This window comes from Microcoleus sp. B3-D7 (genome assembly GCF_036705305.1).
Taxonomy (GTDB): Bacteria; Cyanobacteriota; Cyanobacteriia; order Cyanobacteriales; family Microcoleaceae; genus Microcoleus.
In genome coordinates this window covers 41,843-56,830 of the sequence record NZ_JAUBUE010000006.1, presented here as the reverse complement: position 1 = coordinate 56,830, position 14,988 = coordinate 41,843, and the positions used below count along the sequence as shown (strand labels likewise).

Genomic DNA, 14,988 nt, shown 5'->3' with positions numbered 1-14,988 from the left:
TGAGGTAAACAGGGTGCTGTTAAACCGGATTGGGAGTGGTTTGCATATGAAAATACTTCAGACAGTTTTTGATTGGGAACCCTAAAAAAAGGCTTTGATGGTTATCAATGTGATCGCGGGAAAATCAAGGGTTTGTGACTACTACCTAAAAAAAGTCCTAACTATTGTATTAAAAATGTAAAATGTGTGGATTGATTTCCTCTCGCCGGAATAGCGATCGCCCCGCTGTCACTTCCGCCATCCCACCAAAAGCGATCGCCCTTCGCCCCTGCTCAAATAAGCTCAACAAATCAGCTAAATTTTTTGCCCACGTACTGCAACCAAAGGCTAAACTAATCTAAGTTTTACCGTAAAATTTTCTCCCCGTTCATGAATATCGCTTATTTAGTCAACCAATATCCCAAAGTCAGCCACAGCTTTGTCCGCAGAGAAGTCCTAGCGGTAGAAAATTGCGGCATGAAAGTCGCACGTTTTTCGATCCGATCCTGCGAGTCAGAACTCGTTGATGGGGCCGACAAACTAGAGCAAGAATTGACTAAAGTAATCTTAGGAGTTGGTGTACAGGGGTTAGCGTGGGGTTTGCTTCGCGTTGCCACCACTAGACCAATTCGATTCATCGAAGCTGTGCGGTTAATGTTTAAAGTTGGCTGGCACTCGGAACGGGGGATTTTGCTGCATCTAGCTTATTTAGCAGAAGCTTGCATTCTTTTAAATTGGTTTGCAGAGTCCGGTACAGCACACGTTCACGCTCACTTCGGGACAAATTCCACAACAGTCGCAATGCTGTGCCGCGTGCTTGGCGGCCCCACTTACAGTTTCACCGTTCACGGCCCTGAAGAATTCGATAAAGCGACACTTCTTTCCTTAGACGAAAAAATTAAGCGATCGACCTTTGTAGCAGCAGTTAGTTCCTTCGGTAAAAGTCAGCTTTTTCGGTGGTGCGATCGCACTTTTTGGTCAAAAATTCACGTCATACACTGCGGCGTAGATGCTGCATTTTTAGCTGCACCCTACGTCCCCATACCCGCAGCACCCCGCTTAGCTTGCGTTGGGCGGCTCAGCGAACAAAAAGGTCATTTGTTATTGCTAGAAGCTGCTCACTTGCTAGCTGTTCAAGGCTTAGAGTTTAAGTTGGTACTGGTAGGAGACGGGCCGCTGCGATCGGATATTGAAAAGCAGATTCTGCAACTCTGCCTGCAAAATCATATAGAAATTACCGGCTGGGCCAGTGGCGATCGAGTTCAGCAAGAGATTTTAGCTTCACGGGCAATGGTATTGCCGAGTTTTGCTGAAGGTTTGCCCGTCGTAATTATGGAAGCCCTCGCTCTCAATCGGCCTGTAATTAGCACTTATGTTGCTGGCATCCCGGAGTTGGTAGAACCCGGTGTTTGCGGTTGGTTAGTACCTCCCGGTTCCGCAGAAGCATTAGCGGTAGCGATGCGCGCGGTATTAGAAGCACCTTTAGAAAAGCTAGAACAAATGGGGAAAACAGGAGCAGAACGGGTGGCTCAACAACACAATGTAGATTTAGAGGCAAAAAAATTAGTGGCGCTGTTTGAGAATGGTGCAAAACCTATTTATTAACTGACATCTTGCACCATTATTAATAAGTCTTTCAAGGGCGGGCAGGATGCCCACCCCACAGGAAAATTAATTGTTTGTGGAACAGGTATCTTGCCTGTTCCTTTAATTAAGCTGTAATTCTTTGTGGAACAGGCAAGATGCCTGTTTCTTTAATTAGAGCAACCTATTTACAAACTTTTTAAGGAATAGGAACTGATCGCAACAACTTGTCAACAATTGTCTTAGCCCTCCTTCCCCCCGCCGGAATCAACCGATGAGAAAGTACGTGCGGCGCCAAATCCTTCACATCATCCGGGGTCGCAAAATCCCGCCCCGAAATAAACGCCAATGCCTGGGACGCCCGGTGCAAAGCCACCGCACCCCGGGGACTCACCCCCAAAGTAATCTCCTCATCCTCCCGCGTCGATCGCACCAAATCTACAATATACTGTTTCAAAGAGCCTTCCACCTTCACCGCAGCGCACAAACGGCGCAATTCCTGCACTTCTTCCAAAGAAATACAAGGCTGCAAATCTTCCACTGCAAAACTATCAGAAAGCCGTTCCAACATTTGCAACTCTTCCAACGCAGCGGGATAGCCCAAAGTCAGAGACAAAGTAAACCGATCCATCTGGGCTTCCGGTAGCGGAAAAGTGCCTTGATATTCGATCGGGTTCTGAGTCGCAATCACAAAAAACGGCGCCGGAACATTTCGAGAAACTCCATCTACTGTCACCTGCTTTTCTTCCATCACTTCCAGCAAAGCTGACTGAGTTCGCGGCGTCGCCCGATTGATTTCATCGGCAAGCAAAACATTAGCAAAAACTGGCCCGGGCAAAAACTCAAACTCTCCGCTGCGCGGATTCCAAATATTAGTACCCGTGATATCCGTCGGTAACAAATCGGGAGTGCACTGAATCCGCTGAAACTTCCCATCGATCGATCGCGCCAAAGACTTCGCCAGCAGTGTTTTTCCCACACCCGGCACGTCTTCCAGCAGCGCGTGGCCGCCCGAAAGCACCGCTACCAGAACCAAGCGAATAGCATCCGCTTTGCCGACCATAGTTTTGCTTAGATTTTGTTTGAGCCGCTCAATATGTTGTCTCATATCCCTGATTGCTAATTGCTAATTGCTAATTGTGGATCAAACATCAAATTGCCAAAATCTTGAGTCTTTGCCTTGCGGACTGCGGATTTGTACAACTAGAATTTAGTCTGACTCATCTTGCACCATTTTTTAAACCGATCGCCCGTTCTAGATCACATAATTATTAGACTTTAGCAGTTAAGAGGCTTCTAGCAATATCGCAATCTGCCTGAATTTGAGTTTTGAGAGCATCCAGAGAAGCGAATTTTTGTTCGGGTCGCAAAAACTCTACCAAACTCGCGCTCAAGGTTTGACCGTACAAATCCCCAGACCAATCTAACAGGTGAACTTCCACAGTGGGTTGCAGCCCGTCTACTGTCGGGCGGCAGCCAACATTCATCACCCCATTGACAAAAGATAAATTGGATGCTGTACCCGGAATTAGAGATTTGGGATTTTCCCGCTGATAGGAAGAACTTTCCTCTTTCATCTTTTCCCATCCATGCTTCAGCCAGACTCGCACCGCATACACGCCAAAACGTGGCAAAAATTTTTCCGGCGGCAGTTCGATATTAGCAGTAGGAAATCCGATCGTCCTGCCCAGCCGCTGTCCCCCAACCACAGTCCCAACTAAACTGTAGGGTCGCCCCAGCAACTGATTCGCTCTTGGGAGGTCGCCGGATGCCAGACCTTCGCGGATTGCAGAACTGCTGATCCGATCGCCCTCACCGCAATTGTGGAGGGGTACAAGAGCAACATCAATACCGTAACCCGAGGCGATCGACTGCAAATCCACAGCCGTCCCAGCGCGTCCCCGTCCAAACCGAAAATCCACCCCCACACTAATTCGACTCGCTTGCAGTTGTCGCACCAGAATTTCCTCGACAAACTCAGAAGCAGTCAAGGCCGCCAATTCTCGATCGAACGGCAGCAGCACAAGTTGCTCGACGCCCATTGCTGCGAGCAATTCTACCTTTTCTGCCAGAGGCGTCAGCAGTTTTTTCGGTTGACCCGTAAAAAATTCTTGCGGGTGGGGATCGAATGTCACCACAGTGCCGTAAAGCCGATCAACTCCATCAGAATCGCGACCCGAGAGGCTGTTCCCCTCTGCCTTCGTCTGGCCTATCAAACCATCATAATTACGGCCGCTGTCGGCTCCATCGGGTGGTGCTGCTGAGTCGTTGTAGCAGGTCGCCGGAGGTTCGCTTTCCCAATTTTGATCTGTGCCAGCGTTTGAACGCAAGTTTTCTGCCGACGCAAAAACCGTCGCAGAATTTGGCCCCGGCGATCGATTTAAAATTGGCTGCACGACTTGTTGATGCCCTAGGTGCAAACCATCAAAGTTTCCCAAGGCAACAGAAGTTGGAGTCAGAGCAGCGGTACAAGAAGAAGTTACCCACACGCTTAAAATTTTGACATACTTAGCCAGATTGCGATCGCCCGTCGATGTTAGATGTTAGATATTAGATTTTTGATTGACTCCACAGATGCAATCTGGGAGATTGAACTTTGGTCTAAACTTTTTGGTTTTCCACGAGAGGAGTCGGGGGCTTGTATCCGCCTTTGAGGTCAGCCCTAACTTAAATTTGAGATTTCCCACCTCAAGATTTCAGAACCATCGGGCAATCTCAAATCCATCAGACATGAACTTGAGGCGCTTGCACCGACGCTTCAGACAAATCGTTATCAGGAGGCAACAATTGTAACGACAAACCTTCCCGCGCCATCAAACTGTTCGGGAACCTTTGAGCCACTTGTTCTCCCACCCTGTCTAAAAACTCGTCATTGTGCAGGGGGTCGTGGTGAAAAATCACCAACTTTTTGACATTAGCAGCCTTTGCCACCTTCACCGCTTCCTGCCAAGTCGAATGTCCCCAGCCGACCTTGCTGCTCTTCTCCGCATAATACTCCTCATCGGTATAAGTAGCGTCGTAGATCAGCACCTCAGCATCCTGAGCCAAAGACAGCACATTTTCGTCTAAACGATCGGGAAAATGTTCGGTATCAGTCACGTAAGCAGCCGCATACCCCCGCCAGTTGACGCGGTAGCCTATAGCTTCCCCAGGATGGTTCAGCAAAGCAGTTTCCACCTTAATCTCTCCGATTTCCAGCGGTTTGCCCACTTCTATATCGTTAAATTTCAGGTCTGCCCCCATAATTTGCAGGGGTACCGGAAAATTGGGGTGCAGCATCTGGTCGTGCAGGCGCTGCTGGATAGTAGCCTTATTAGGAGCAATAGCGCCATAGATGTGAAAGCAGTTCCCAGGAATAAAAGCTGGGACAAAAAATGGGAATCCCTGAATGTGATCCCAGTGAGAGTGAGTAAAAAACATATGAGCTTTTACGGGCATCTGGGACAGGAGAGTTTGTCCCAAAACCCGCAATCCAGTACCACCATCGAAAATTAGGCGACTGTCACCCACTCGCATTTCTACACAGGGCGTGTTGCCCCCGTAACGTACTGTTTCTGCCCCGGGAGACGCTATGCTACCTCTAACGCCCCAGAAGTGAACCGTGAATTGGTTGTGCATACTAGACATGGGTTTTCTTGCAAGATTGTTCCGGCGAGTTATCGATAAGGTGTTTACATATTACTAAGGGCTTTACCATCAAACCCAAGCTCTTTGACGGTCGAGTTCCCCACTTGTTGGAAGTGCCAAGAGTCTCGCTCATCGCGAGAATGCAAAACTGTTGGGCTTGACAACTGAGCAATAAATTACAAGGTAGACTAATGAAGTCTCGATCGTAACTATTCTTTTCCTCTCTTCACTAGCCTAACCTCCGCAGACACACTTTGGGGCAGCAGTTCTGTCTGAGTTTGGTCAAAAGCCGCTGTTTTTCCAGCCTCCGCAATTGCCGAACACGATCTATCGGTTGTTTGCCTTGCTGCTTGACCGGTTTGAACCCGGATGATGGGCTTCCTCAACTCCCATTAATTCAAAAATCTTAGCAGTTTAGGAATGCTCCTGCTAATTATCCAACAATACTGTCTGTGTCTGGATTCTCGGCCCGCCCGGAGGCTGCGGTTCGTCCCGCTGGTCAAGCTGAGCCCAGCCTCATCTGACACCGGGGTAGCAGCGAGAGTCCGGGCCTGCGGGCAAAAGGCTAAATTTTCGTTGTGCATTTCTTGGCGGACGAATTGAATCACTCAAAATTCCCCTATTTTTGGAAATAAAAAAATTTCGATTTTTGGCCATCATGCCAACTCCGATCGCCATTCTGTCTCAAGAGTGATGCAGAAATATTCGCTGTTAACCTATCGTGATTTTCTCAACCATCTTCAATTGCTCTATTTTTGGTAAGGATTTCTAGGAATTCAGCGCATTTGCGGTACTCGCCACGGGGTTGAATTTCCGGTATCATAGAAGCTTAGAGTCTTATTTGCCAAGAATCTAAATCAGTGCTAAAAAAGCCTGGATAACTTTAAGTTATTTTTCAAAAAAGTCAGTATGAATCAAGTTAAAAAAACTACAACCAAGCTGAATAGATCGCCTGTAAAAGTGTCCGATCGCACTTTGGAACTCGGTAATCTCCCCTTGAGCGACCTGTCTTTAGAAATAACTGATGGTCAAGCTTTGAGAGAATTTAGTTCGGACGATCGCCCGCCGGGAACCGCAACAGCCACAGGCCGGACTGCCGCAACAAGACGCTGGAGGCTAGATGGCAAGAGCGAGTGGGCCCGATCGCCTGTGGTTTCTACTGCGTTTCTCAAGTGGCTGCTAGAGAGTTTGACTCGATCAAAAGGTTGGCTGGCAGTTGTCACCCTGGCAGCAGTTTGGGGGTGGTGGAACAGTGAATTACTGTTTTCCACGGGCCTGGGGATAGCAGCGATGATGCTGGTTTACCGAGGGCAGTCGTGGGACTGGCAATTGCTGCGGGCAAAAGGCGAGCAATTTTGGGAGGGCCCGAACCGTCGGTTCGTTTTAGCCGTCGGCACCGGCGGCATTGCTACCTTGGGCGCTTACATGAGTTTGGCAATTTGGGCGGACTCCGAGAGCCCCTGGATGGCTTTGAGCCTAATTTTGCAGAATTTGGGTACGATCGCGATTGCAGGGCTGTTGCTGCGGCAAGGGTTGAGTCTGGGGGCAGCAAAAGATGAAGTGGCGCTCGATCGCATCTTGGCGGATTTGACTGATGCTGACCCCGTGAAGCGTTTGATTGCAGTGCGACAAATGACCGATTTGGTTAATCAGGGTGGGTTTGGTCCTGTGAGCTCTGTCAAAAGTTCGATCGCCCGTTCCCGCGCTGCCGAGTGCTTTCGCCTGATGCTGAGTCGGGAACCAGAAGCTTTAGTCCGCAATGCCCTTCTCGAAGGTTTGCAGACTTGGGACGCTACTTATGGCATGGCTTTAAAATCCAAAAATCAAGTCATCGACTATTAGCTGACCGTCAAAAGCGTAAAAAGTAATTTTATGAATATTCGGAGCTTTTACGCGCAGGGGAGCCCTAGGGGCGATCGGAGAATTAGACCCCACCAGATTGGGCGCCGGCATTTCATCCTGAACAATTGGGTTGCCGTCAATGTCACAAGCAGATAAAACAGTTCGTCGCGAACTGGTGACAAGTCCTGACACCCAGCGAACTGGATACTTAAAAGTTACTTCTATCAGTCCGCTTTTGGGTGCCCCCATTAACACTGTTGCTCCAGAACCCGTGAAAAACGCTGGGTTTGAAGGTTGGATGGCGACTGCATTGCTAAAAGTCACCCCCCAATGTGCAAACTGGTGTTCTACTACTTCAAAGCATTTCAAGTCTTCTAAAGCTACGCGGACGATTGCAGGTACCGTGGCGCGCGATCGCACCTCTGACCCTGCGCCTGAGCGTTCTGGAGTGGCGACAACAGACTTTTTGCCGTTTAAATCCATGCTTCGACAGGCTGTGTCAAATTCTGCTAACCCGTCAGATTGAAGACTTTTCGCATCAACCATAAAACCCTCGCGATCCCGTTTTCTGAGCAGTTGCATTTTAGTAGACCTCCCTGAGATTAGTTGTTTCTTCTGTTTTGGAATTGATAACGGCGAGGCCCGTGATTGCCAAACCTGCAATTAGGAATTGAAACCCCATCGCCCGCCCTCCAACAAAGACTTTCGACCTCAAAAGCCACTGCTCCGCAAAATATCGTGATTAATGATTTGTGATTGGCGAGCGTCGGCAAACCTGCCGCCTGCCTGAAAGCGAGTTCTAATAGTCCTCCTTTCCGAGCGCCTGCTTTCGGGGTTGGCGAACAGACTCTATTTTGTTGAGGGGTCTTACCCATCATTTTGCTATTATCTCCGATCGGCGGTAGTTTGCAAGGGTAAGGATAACTACACAGCCGAATTGCCCAAATCGCAAAACTTACTTGCTGTCTGTAGTTTCACGCTTCACCTGTACTAAAATAGATTTAAATCATTACTCAATCTTTACAAAAACGCCACCAGCTTTGCAAGTTTTTTAAACAGAGACGGGGCGACGGAAAAGAATCTAAAATATAACAGCGATTGAGGTTAGTTTATGCTTGTACCCCTCGGCTTCGGTCAGCGATCAATAGTTACTTCTCTCGGCAGAATGGTCTACTACACTGCTGAAAAAATGCCTTGGATGGGGTTGCCGACCTCAACTTCGGAAAATAAGCCGAACTTAGTATTTTTTCACGGTTTTGGCGGCGGGTCGAGTGCCTACGAATGGTCGAAAGTTTATCCGGCTTTTGCGGCAGAATATCGAATTTTAGCACCTGATTTAATCGGTTGGGGGCGATCGGAACATCCGGCAAGAAATTATCAGGTTGAAGATTATATCACAACGTTGATCGAATTTCTAGAAAAAACTTGCGGCAGTCCGACAGAGGTGATTGCTTCTTCGCTGACAGGGGCGATCGCGATTCGAGCTGCGATCGCACGGCCGGATCTCTTCAAATCCCTAATTTTGACCATACCCAGCGGTTTGTCGGACTTCGGACAAGATTACGGCAGCAGTTTCTTCGCTAAGCTAGTCAACACGCCGATTTTAGACAAATTGCTCTACAGCACCGGCATCGCCACAGACGGCGGCATCCGTAGCTTCCTAGAACAACGACAATTTGCCGATTCGCGTCGCGTTTACCAAGAAATTGTTGATGCTTACCTCGAATCTGCTTTGGAACCAAATGCAGAATATGCAGCCCTGTCTTTTGTGCGGGGAGATTTGTGCTTTGATTTGTCGCTGTACATCACTCAGCTAACAACGCCGACAGCGATTATTTGGGGAGAAAAATCGCAGTTTACCGGGCCCGATATCGGCCAGCGGTTGGCAAATCTCAACCCCGAAGCAATCAAAGTTTTTCAACCTCTGGAAAACGTAGGTTTGACTCCGCAGTTAGAAATTCCCGCTGTCACGATTGGCTTAATTAGGCAATACTTAAAATTGCTTTCGGAAGGGTGAAGAAGGAAGAAGGAAGAAGGAATATGAATTCCCTCTTCCCCATTAGCAATGACTACTGACTACTGACTACTGACTACTAATTATTCTTTTACTCGCACGTCGATAACGCTGGCGTTGAAAATGTACTTGTTGCCTTCAAGCTCTAGCGTAGTGCCAATTTTGACTTTCGTATTACCTAAAACCGGGCCATTTTCAGTAAGTTGACCTTTTCCCTCTAGGGTAAACATCATATTTTTGCTAAAGGCTTCTTCTTCTCTGGGATCTGGGAGAGCTTTCAGAGTGCCGTTGGGCTGAGGAACTGCTAGGGTTCTGGTGAGGGTTTTGACAGATTTGATGGTAATCTGACCGGAGGGTTGATTGCGGATCACCACATTGATTTTATCACCTGGTTTGAACAAATCTTGAACGTTTGTTCCTTTGAGACCGATCGCAATTGCATCAATCTCTACAGGTTTGACACTGGTGCCGACTTGGGCGACGGAACCGCCAGAAGTGCCGGGAAAGAAAAAGATTCCGACTGCAACTAGCAGTACGATCAGAGCGGCAGCTACGTCTAGAATGCTGAGTTTGCCGAACAGTCGGCCTTGAGAATCCAAAATTTTCATAATCGCCTATTATACTGATAGCGACAGGAGTATGTTTACAGCTCAGGACTTACACAGACATCGATGAAAAACAGATGCTGCTATTGCTGAGCTACCGCTGGCAATGACATACTTTATTGATGCGTAAGTCCTGAAGCTAAAAGATATTACCACAACGATCGCCCAAAATCCGCATGATTGGGGCACTTAACCCAGAAGGCAGTTGACGGGGGTTGGTTAGCCTTGGCTCGATCGCCCAGAAGCTGGTGGCAACGTTAAAAATTGACAAAAAGCTAGAATAGCAACTAAGCAGCCTCAAATTACGTCTGCCTATTTAGTGACTTTTCGAGTTTTTCCTACAATTTTATCTAACTTCTGGCACCTATCACTCATGTTAAAAAGTTTTTGGTTGACTTGCCGGCGTACTTGTGGCCGGGGGATTTATCTGTTTATGTCCCTGATTGTGGCTGCGGGTATTGGGATGGTTTCCCCGGAACCAACTCAAGCATTTTCTTTGCCTGAACTGATTTTTCGAGGCATTCAAGTTATTCAATTGTCCAATATGTCCGATCGACAAGAGGTGGCTATTGGCCAACAAATTAATCAGCAGTTAACGAACAGCGAGTTTAAGATTGACCGCGATCGGGATACTACAGAATATATCAACCGCATAGGTCAGCGGCTCGCTCAAGAAAGCACTCGCCCCGATATTCCTTATACTTTTCAAGTGATTGACGACGACAATATTAATGCTTTTGCGACAATGGGCGGTTTTGTTTATGTGAATAAAGGTTTGATGGCAGCGGCGGACAATGAGGCAGAATTGGCAAGTGTGATCGCCCACGAAATCGCTCACATTAATGCTCGCCACGCGCTTAAACAAATGCGTCAAATGGCCATAGCTTCAGGCGTAGCTTCGGCGACAGGGCTCGATCGATCTCAGGCGGTTCAGATTGGGGTGGAACTGGCTTTGCGCCGTCCCCATAGCCGCCAAGCTGAGTATGAAGCCGATCAGTTGGGATTGCAAACTATGGGGCGAGCAGGCTACGCTCAATCTGGGATGGTTGATTTTATGAAAAAGTTGCTAAACAAGCCTTCTCCTCCTAGCATTTTGAGCACTCACCCGGCAACTGGCGATCGTATTGCTGCTATTTCGCAGGCTATAGATCCGGATCTTGCTAGCGGTGAAGGTTTGAATAATGAGGATTACAGGCTAGAAATCCGCAGGCTTTTAGGTTCGTAGTAAACGTAAATCAGTCAGGCACTCTCTTCTTTTCTCTTCTCTTTTCTTACTTCGCGAGCTTCGCCTCTTCGCGGTTCCTTAAAAAACAAATCCAGTTACTAGGGTAAGTCAGCAGCAAGTTAATTTCGATTTAATAGATCGAACTTAAACTGACGTACCCTACAACTAAAACTTGATTTAACACTGCTGTTGAACAACAGGATCGATCGCAGGTTCCGGGGGTGCAATCGGCTGCGGCTTCAATTGCCTGACAACTTCGTCAAACGGCAAAATTCGGACTTGATGGTTAAATACATTTACTTGATAAACTCTGCGGTAGCTGAGGTCAAATCCTGTCAGCCAGCCGCTTTTGGGATGATAAGCACCCGTGTCAATATCCAACCACCCTTCGCCCCTGACTAATTCGCCCGGTCTGACCCCATGAAAGGTAAAGGTAATCGTGTGACCCGTGATAATTAATTTATTGGGAAAATAGGGTTTCGACATGGTGTGAAATTCCCTGCGAATCCAACACAGTTGTTCGATGGACTGTTCATCGAGGGACAGATGGGGGTCAACGCCGGCGTGAACCAGCCAGATGTCCCCTAAGTCCAGGTGCGTGGGGAGCGATCGCAGCCACTCTAGGTGTTTGTACGGCATCATCCCTGTATCTCTGTAGCTCGCTACTGTCGCATCGCCGCCACTGTAGAGCCAAGATTGCCACGCTCGCATATCCATCGGCGTCCCCGACAAAGCCTCCAGCATCAGTTGTTCGTGGTTGCCCAACAGAGTTTGGTAGGGGCTTTGCTGCACAAAATCTAATACCTGAGCGCTTTTGGGGCCACGATCGATTAAATCTCCCAAAAAATAGACGCGATCGTTCGAGCTGGGGGCAAGTGCCTCTAGCAGGGTCATTAAGCCGTCATAATGCCCGTGTACGTCCCCGATAACAATGCGCCGGTGCTCCATTGTGTTTATCCGCTTCCCTGACTCAAAAGCCCCATCTCTAGCTTATAGCATCTGATTTTGCTGTTATTTGCCTCCACTCTTTTACGGTGGAGGGGTGTCACCCATTATACTGCTTTTTATAAAGATTCTGTAAAGCTCACCAGTAGCTGTTTGCGTACCTACTGATAGAAACACAGGCAACCTCTTAATTGTGCTTCTGCAACTGCTGTTACTGAGGCAAAGCTTTGAATTATTTGACGCTTTAGGGTGCATCAGCGATTAGCCGACGGATTAAGTCGAAAATAATCCTAGCTGACACACCCTAAAATACGATCGAGCCTTAACGATTGTCACTGAGTCAAAGCTTTGAGGAATGTCTGGAGTTCTGCCAAAAAACCTTTCTTTTTTACAGGTTTGGCAGGTGTGGTGGAGTCAGGATCTGCGCTTGGGAGAGAAGCGGCTAAAATCCGCTCTAAATCGTCTCCTACTGGTTTTTGGGCGGTTTCAGAAATTAGTTCGTATTCGTCGTTTGTTTCCAGCCACACTTGCCACGATTGGGGGTAGCAGCGGAATAAAGCAGCAGTGTCTAGGGGTCTGATATAGTAGCAGGATTCAATTTTGCTGAGGAATCGATCGCGTAATTGGCGGCCGGCATAGCCTATACCTATGGTGGCAACATCTTCCAGGCGGGGGTTGAGTAGAATTACTGGGCGACCGGCCGCAGCTATGTAAATTTTTTCGACTTGGGCAACTTCTACGGCTGCTGGATTGATCAAAAGGAAAAGTTGATCTTCCGGTGCTATTTTATCTTCAACAGGGGTGCGACTGCTACCCAAATCAGTGACTTTAAAGGGTGTTTCTCCCCAGTCACGGCGCGCGAGGGCTGCCGCACCGGTGTCGGGAAAAAAGACTTTTACTCCGGGGTAGATTTCCTCAAATTCTGGGAGGAATTGTAAGGTGATAGACTGTGCTTGCAGGGCGATTTCTGGAAATACTAATTCGACTTGCAGTAGATTTTTGCCGTCCGAGAGGGCAGCGGCGGTGGCAATGCGGGATTGGGCGATCGCCTCGTTGAGATCTTTGGGCAGTTCTGTCATTAATCTTATTGTTTTTACTCGACTTCTCTCAATCTAATTTTACCTGAGATATTGCACCATTCTCAATTACCTATTTAGGAACAGGCATCTTGCCTGTTCCACAAGAAAATTCACTCTTTGTCGAACAGGCATCTTGCCTCTTCTTGAGAATAGTACAAGATGTAAGTTTAACCGCACTAAGCGACAAAAGCTAACACCGACACAGGCGAGCCGGAACCTCCCAAAAGACGCAATATTCCGATAACTAAAGTGATGTCAGCCGCAGGTAACAAGTCGAGATTTGCTAGATTTTCCAGCACTATTCGCTGCTTTTCCAATACCAATTTATTCACCACAAAACTTTCATCTCGCCCAGTATCGACTCCGTGGGTGTCGGTTCCAATGCCCGCGATAGAGCGTTCTTCTAGCAAAAATTGAGTTGCTGCTTTGCCAAATCCGGGAAAGTGGCAAATTCCGCGATCGTCTCGGTTAAAAAATGCTCCCTGATTATCCCATTTTTCTTGCCAGCCAGTATACAATAAAACTAGATTTCCCGGTTCTATAAGTTTGTGCTGCCGTTCCCAAGTCAATATATCATCAATTGTTAAAGTGTAGTCGGGATTGGCAAGACTTTGCTCTCGGATGTCGATCGCAATTGCCGACACAACGAGCGACTGCGGGGAATAATTATCAATGCTGGCGCCTCCTGCATAAAAGCTGTTGGGTGCGTTGATGTGAGTGCCGCTGTGTTCTCCCATTGAGAATTTTCGCAGGAAATACCCGTCTGTTTCTATTTGAGCTACTGGGGCAATTTCTGTGGCTGGATCTCCTGGCCAAATGGGAATATTTGGATGAATTGCATGGGTTAAGTCTATAATTTTGCTGTAGGCGATCGTTTTTAAGTTATTTGAGCTGAAGTTGTTTGTCATCAGGTTAAATATATCTATTATTTATTAAACACAGTTGAGTTTTTGACCTTTTGCAAGCTCAATATAAAATATAAAATCTAAAATCTAAAATTCGATTAGTCGATCGAGGGTTGCTTCCATCACATCCTTTGTTTGGCCGGAAACAGTATACACCAAAGCTTCTCGATAAACTCTACCGGCTGGGTGTAGCACACCGTTAGCAGCACCGCTAGAAACTGCAACCGCAGCGTGCCCGCAACGCACCGCTAAATCAATGGCTTGAGCTCGCAGCGCTAATTGTTCTGCTTTCGAGCTATGTTGAGATTGTTGGAAATTCTGTTTTAGCCGATCAAGCTTTTGCTCTAATTTTTCGGAAGCCGCCGCTATCAAAGGTGAATTCTTAACAGCAGCCGTTGTTACAATTACATCCAATCCCGCTCGAATACAGCCCAAAGTACCCGGAACAAAATTCAGTATATTTTTGCTGTCGTTTTCCGAAATCCAGCCGACAGGTTTAACTGAAATTATTTCCGATTCATGTAGCAACCAATTATCGAGAGTGGCTGTCACAGTATTAGTCGAAGTCATGGCGATTAACTGCATGATTTCGCTAAAAGCTATTTTCCCCGATTCGCATTCAATATTGGCAAAAGGCACTAAACCGAAAACAGAGCGTTCGTCAGAAAGTACCGCCGCTACAATAAACTTTTGAAACAAGCCAAAACCTGTTACCCAAGGAACTTTTCCTGACAGTAAATAGCCCGATTTTGTGGGAGTTGCGGTGACGGCAGGATTGCCCGATCGCCTCAAATGCGAAAACCCAATACCCAAACGTAGCTCTTTTTGGGCGATCGCGGGCAAGTATCTACTTTTTAGCATTTCATTGTCGCTGTTGGCAATCATCGCAGTTGCGCTGTGGTGCTGAGTTTGCAGGAAAGACAAAGCGCCGGAATATCGAGCCGTCAATTCCTGATATTTGTAAAAAATCTCCGGTGCAACTTCGACACCGCCCCATTGTTGGGGAACTCGCAATGCTAAGAGCGATCGATCTTCCAATCCCGCAACTGCTGTTTTTAGCGCTTCCGAGTCGCTGTCGATAATTTCCGCGTGGGGTGCAACGCACTTTTGTAGGTAAGTTTCTGTGCTGTTGAGAATTTCTTGCCAATCCATTTTTTATAATTATTTTATAGTGAGTTTTACC

The 14,988-nt window shown here is 47.5% G+C and carries 13 protein-coding genes; 4 read left to right on the top strand and 9 right to left on the bottom strand.

Annotated features, from left to right (window positions below):
• The first annotated feature begins 369 nt into the window (after positions 1 to 369).
• Positions 370 to 1,584 (top strand): glycosyltransferase, encoded by a 1,215-nt coding sequence (locus tag QUB25_RS06720; RefSeq protein ID WP_333182470.1) that lies wholly within the window; start codon positions 370 to 372, stop codon positions 1,582 to 1,584.
• 178 nt (positions 1,585 to 1,762) lie between these two features.
• Here QUB25_RS06720 and QUB25_RS06715 read toward each other — a convergent pair whose 3' ends face one another.
• The 3 genes from QUB25_RS06715 to QUB25_RS06705 all read right to left on the bottom strand — a co-directional run bounded on the left by QUB25_RS06715 (position 1,763) and on the right by QUB25_RS06705 (position 5,190).
• Positions 1,763 to 2,671 carry a MoxR family ATPase gene (locus QUB25_RS06715; RefSeq protein WP_333182469.1) on the bottom strand — a complete coding sequence of 303 codons (909 nt, stop codon included), beginning with the start codon at positions 2,669 to 2,671 and terminating at the stop codon, positions 1,763 to 1,765.
• 163 nt (positions 2,672 to 2,834) lie between these two features.
• Complete coding sequence (locus tag QUB25_RS06710) at positions 2,835 to 4,052, bottom strand: bifunctional riboflavin kinase/FAD synthetase (protein ID WP_333182468.1); 1,218 nt, start codon at positions 4,050 to 4,052, stop codon at positions 2,835 to 2,837.
• A gap of 235 nt (positions 4,053 to 4,287) precedes the next feature.
• Positions 4,288 to 5,190 (bottom strand): MBL fold metallo-hydrolase, encoded by a 903-nt coding sequence (locus QUB25_RS06705; protein ID WP_333058823.1) that lies wholly within the window; start codon positions 5,188 to 5,190, stop codon positions 4,288 to 4,290.
• A 909-nt stretch (positions 5,191 to 6,099) separates the two neighbouring features.
• On the opposite strand from QUB25_RS06705, the gene QUB25_RS06700 reads away from it, so the two are divergent.
• Positions 6,100 to 7,032 (top strand): hypothetical protein, encoded by a 933-nt coding sequence (locus QUB25_RS06700; protein ID WP_333182467.1) that lies wholly within the window; start codon positions 6,100 to 6,102, stop codon positions 7,030 to 7,032.
• Here QUB25_RS06700 and QUB25_RS06695 read toward each other — a convergent pair.
• Positions 7,000 to 7,614, bottom strand: a complete 615-nt coding sequence (locus QUB25_RS06695) for a hypothetical protein (RefSeq protein ID WP_333042455.1) — start codon at positions 7,612 to 7,614, stop codon at positions 7,000 to 7,002. The two genes, QUB25_RS06700 and QUB25_RS06695, sit on opposite strands and share 33 nt — an antisense overlap.
• Before the next feature lie 529 nt (positions 7,615 to 8,143).
• On the opposite strand from QUB25_RS06695, the gene QUB25_RS06690 reads away from it, so the two are divergent.
• Complete coding sequence (locus QUB25_RS06690; protein WP_333058820.1) at positions 8,144 to 9,049, top strand: alpha/beta hydrolase; 906 nt, start codon at positions 8,144 to 8,146, stop codon at positions 9,047 to 9,049.
• Positions 9,050 to 9,129: 80 nt separating this feature from the next.
• On the opposite strand, the gene QUB25_RS06685 is transcribed toward QUB25_RS06690, so the two are convergent.
• Positions 9,130 to 9,654 (bottom strand): DUF4330 domain-containing protein, encoded by a 525-nt coding sequence (locus QUB25_RS06685; RefSeq protein ID WP_333042459.1) that lies wholly within the window; start codon positions 9,652 to 9,654, stop codon positions 9,130 to 9,132.
• Between the two features lie 370 nt (positions 9,655 to 10,024).
• Between QUB25_RS06685 and QUB25_RS06680 the strand changes: the two genes are divergently transcribed.
• Positions 10,025 to 10,876 carry a M48 family metallopeptidase gene (locus QUB25_RS06680; RefSeq protein ID WP_333058817.1) on the top strand — a complete coding sequence of 284 codons (852 nt, stop codon included), beginning with the start codon at positions 10,025 to 10,027 and terminating at the stop codon, positions 10,874 to 10,876.
• Positions 10,877 to 11,053: 177 nt separating this feature from the next.
• Here QUB25_RS06680 and QUB25_RS06675 read toward each other — a convergent pair whose 3' ends face one another.
• The 4 genes from QUB25_RS06675 to QUB25_RS06660 form a co-directional block, all read right to left on the bottom strand.
• Positions 11,054 to 11,824 carry a metallophosphoesterase family protein gene (locus QUB25_RS06675; RefSeq protein WP_333182466.1) on the bottom strand — a complete coding sequence of 257 codons (771 nt, stop codon included), beginning with the start codon at positions 11,822 to 11,824 and terminating at the stop codon, positions 11,054 to 11,056.
• A 329-nt stretch (positions 11,825 to 12,153) separates the two neighbouring features.
• Entirely contained in the window at positions 12,154 to 12,900 is a 747-nt protein-coding gene (locus tag QUB25_RS06670; RefSeq protein WP_333058815.1) for a DUF1995 family protein, read from the bottom strand.
• A 176-nt stretch (positions 12,901 to 13,076) separates the two neighbouring features.
• Entirely contained in the window at positions 13,077 to 13,808 is a 732-nt protein-coding gene (locus tag QUB25_RS06665; protein WP_333182465.1) for a cyclase family protein, read from the bottom strand.
• Between the two features lie 84 nt (positions 13,809 to 13,892).
• Positions 13,893 to 14,957 carry an acyl-CoA dehydrogenase family protein gene (locus QUB25_RS06660; protein WP_333182464.1) on the bottom strand — a complete coding sequence of 355 codons (1,065 nt, stop codon included), beginning with the start codon at positions 14,955 to 14,957 and terminating at the stop codon, positions 13,893 to 13,895.
• Positions 14,958 to 14,988: the final 31 nt, after the last annotated feature.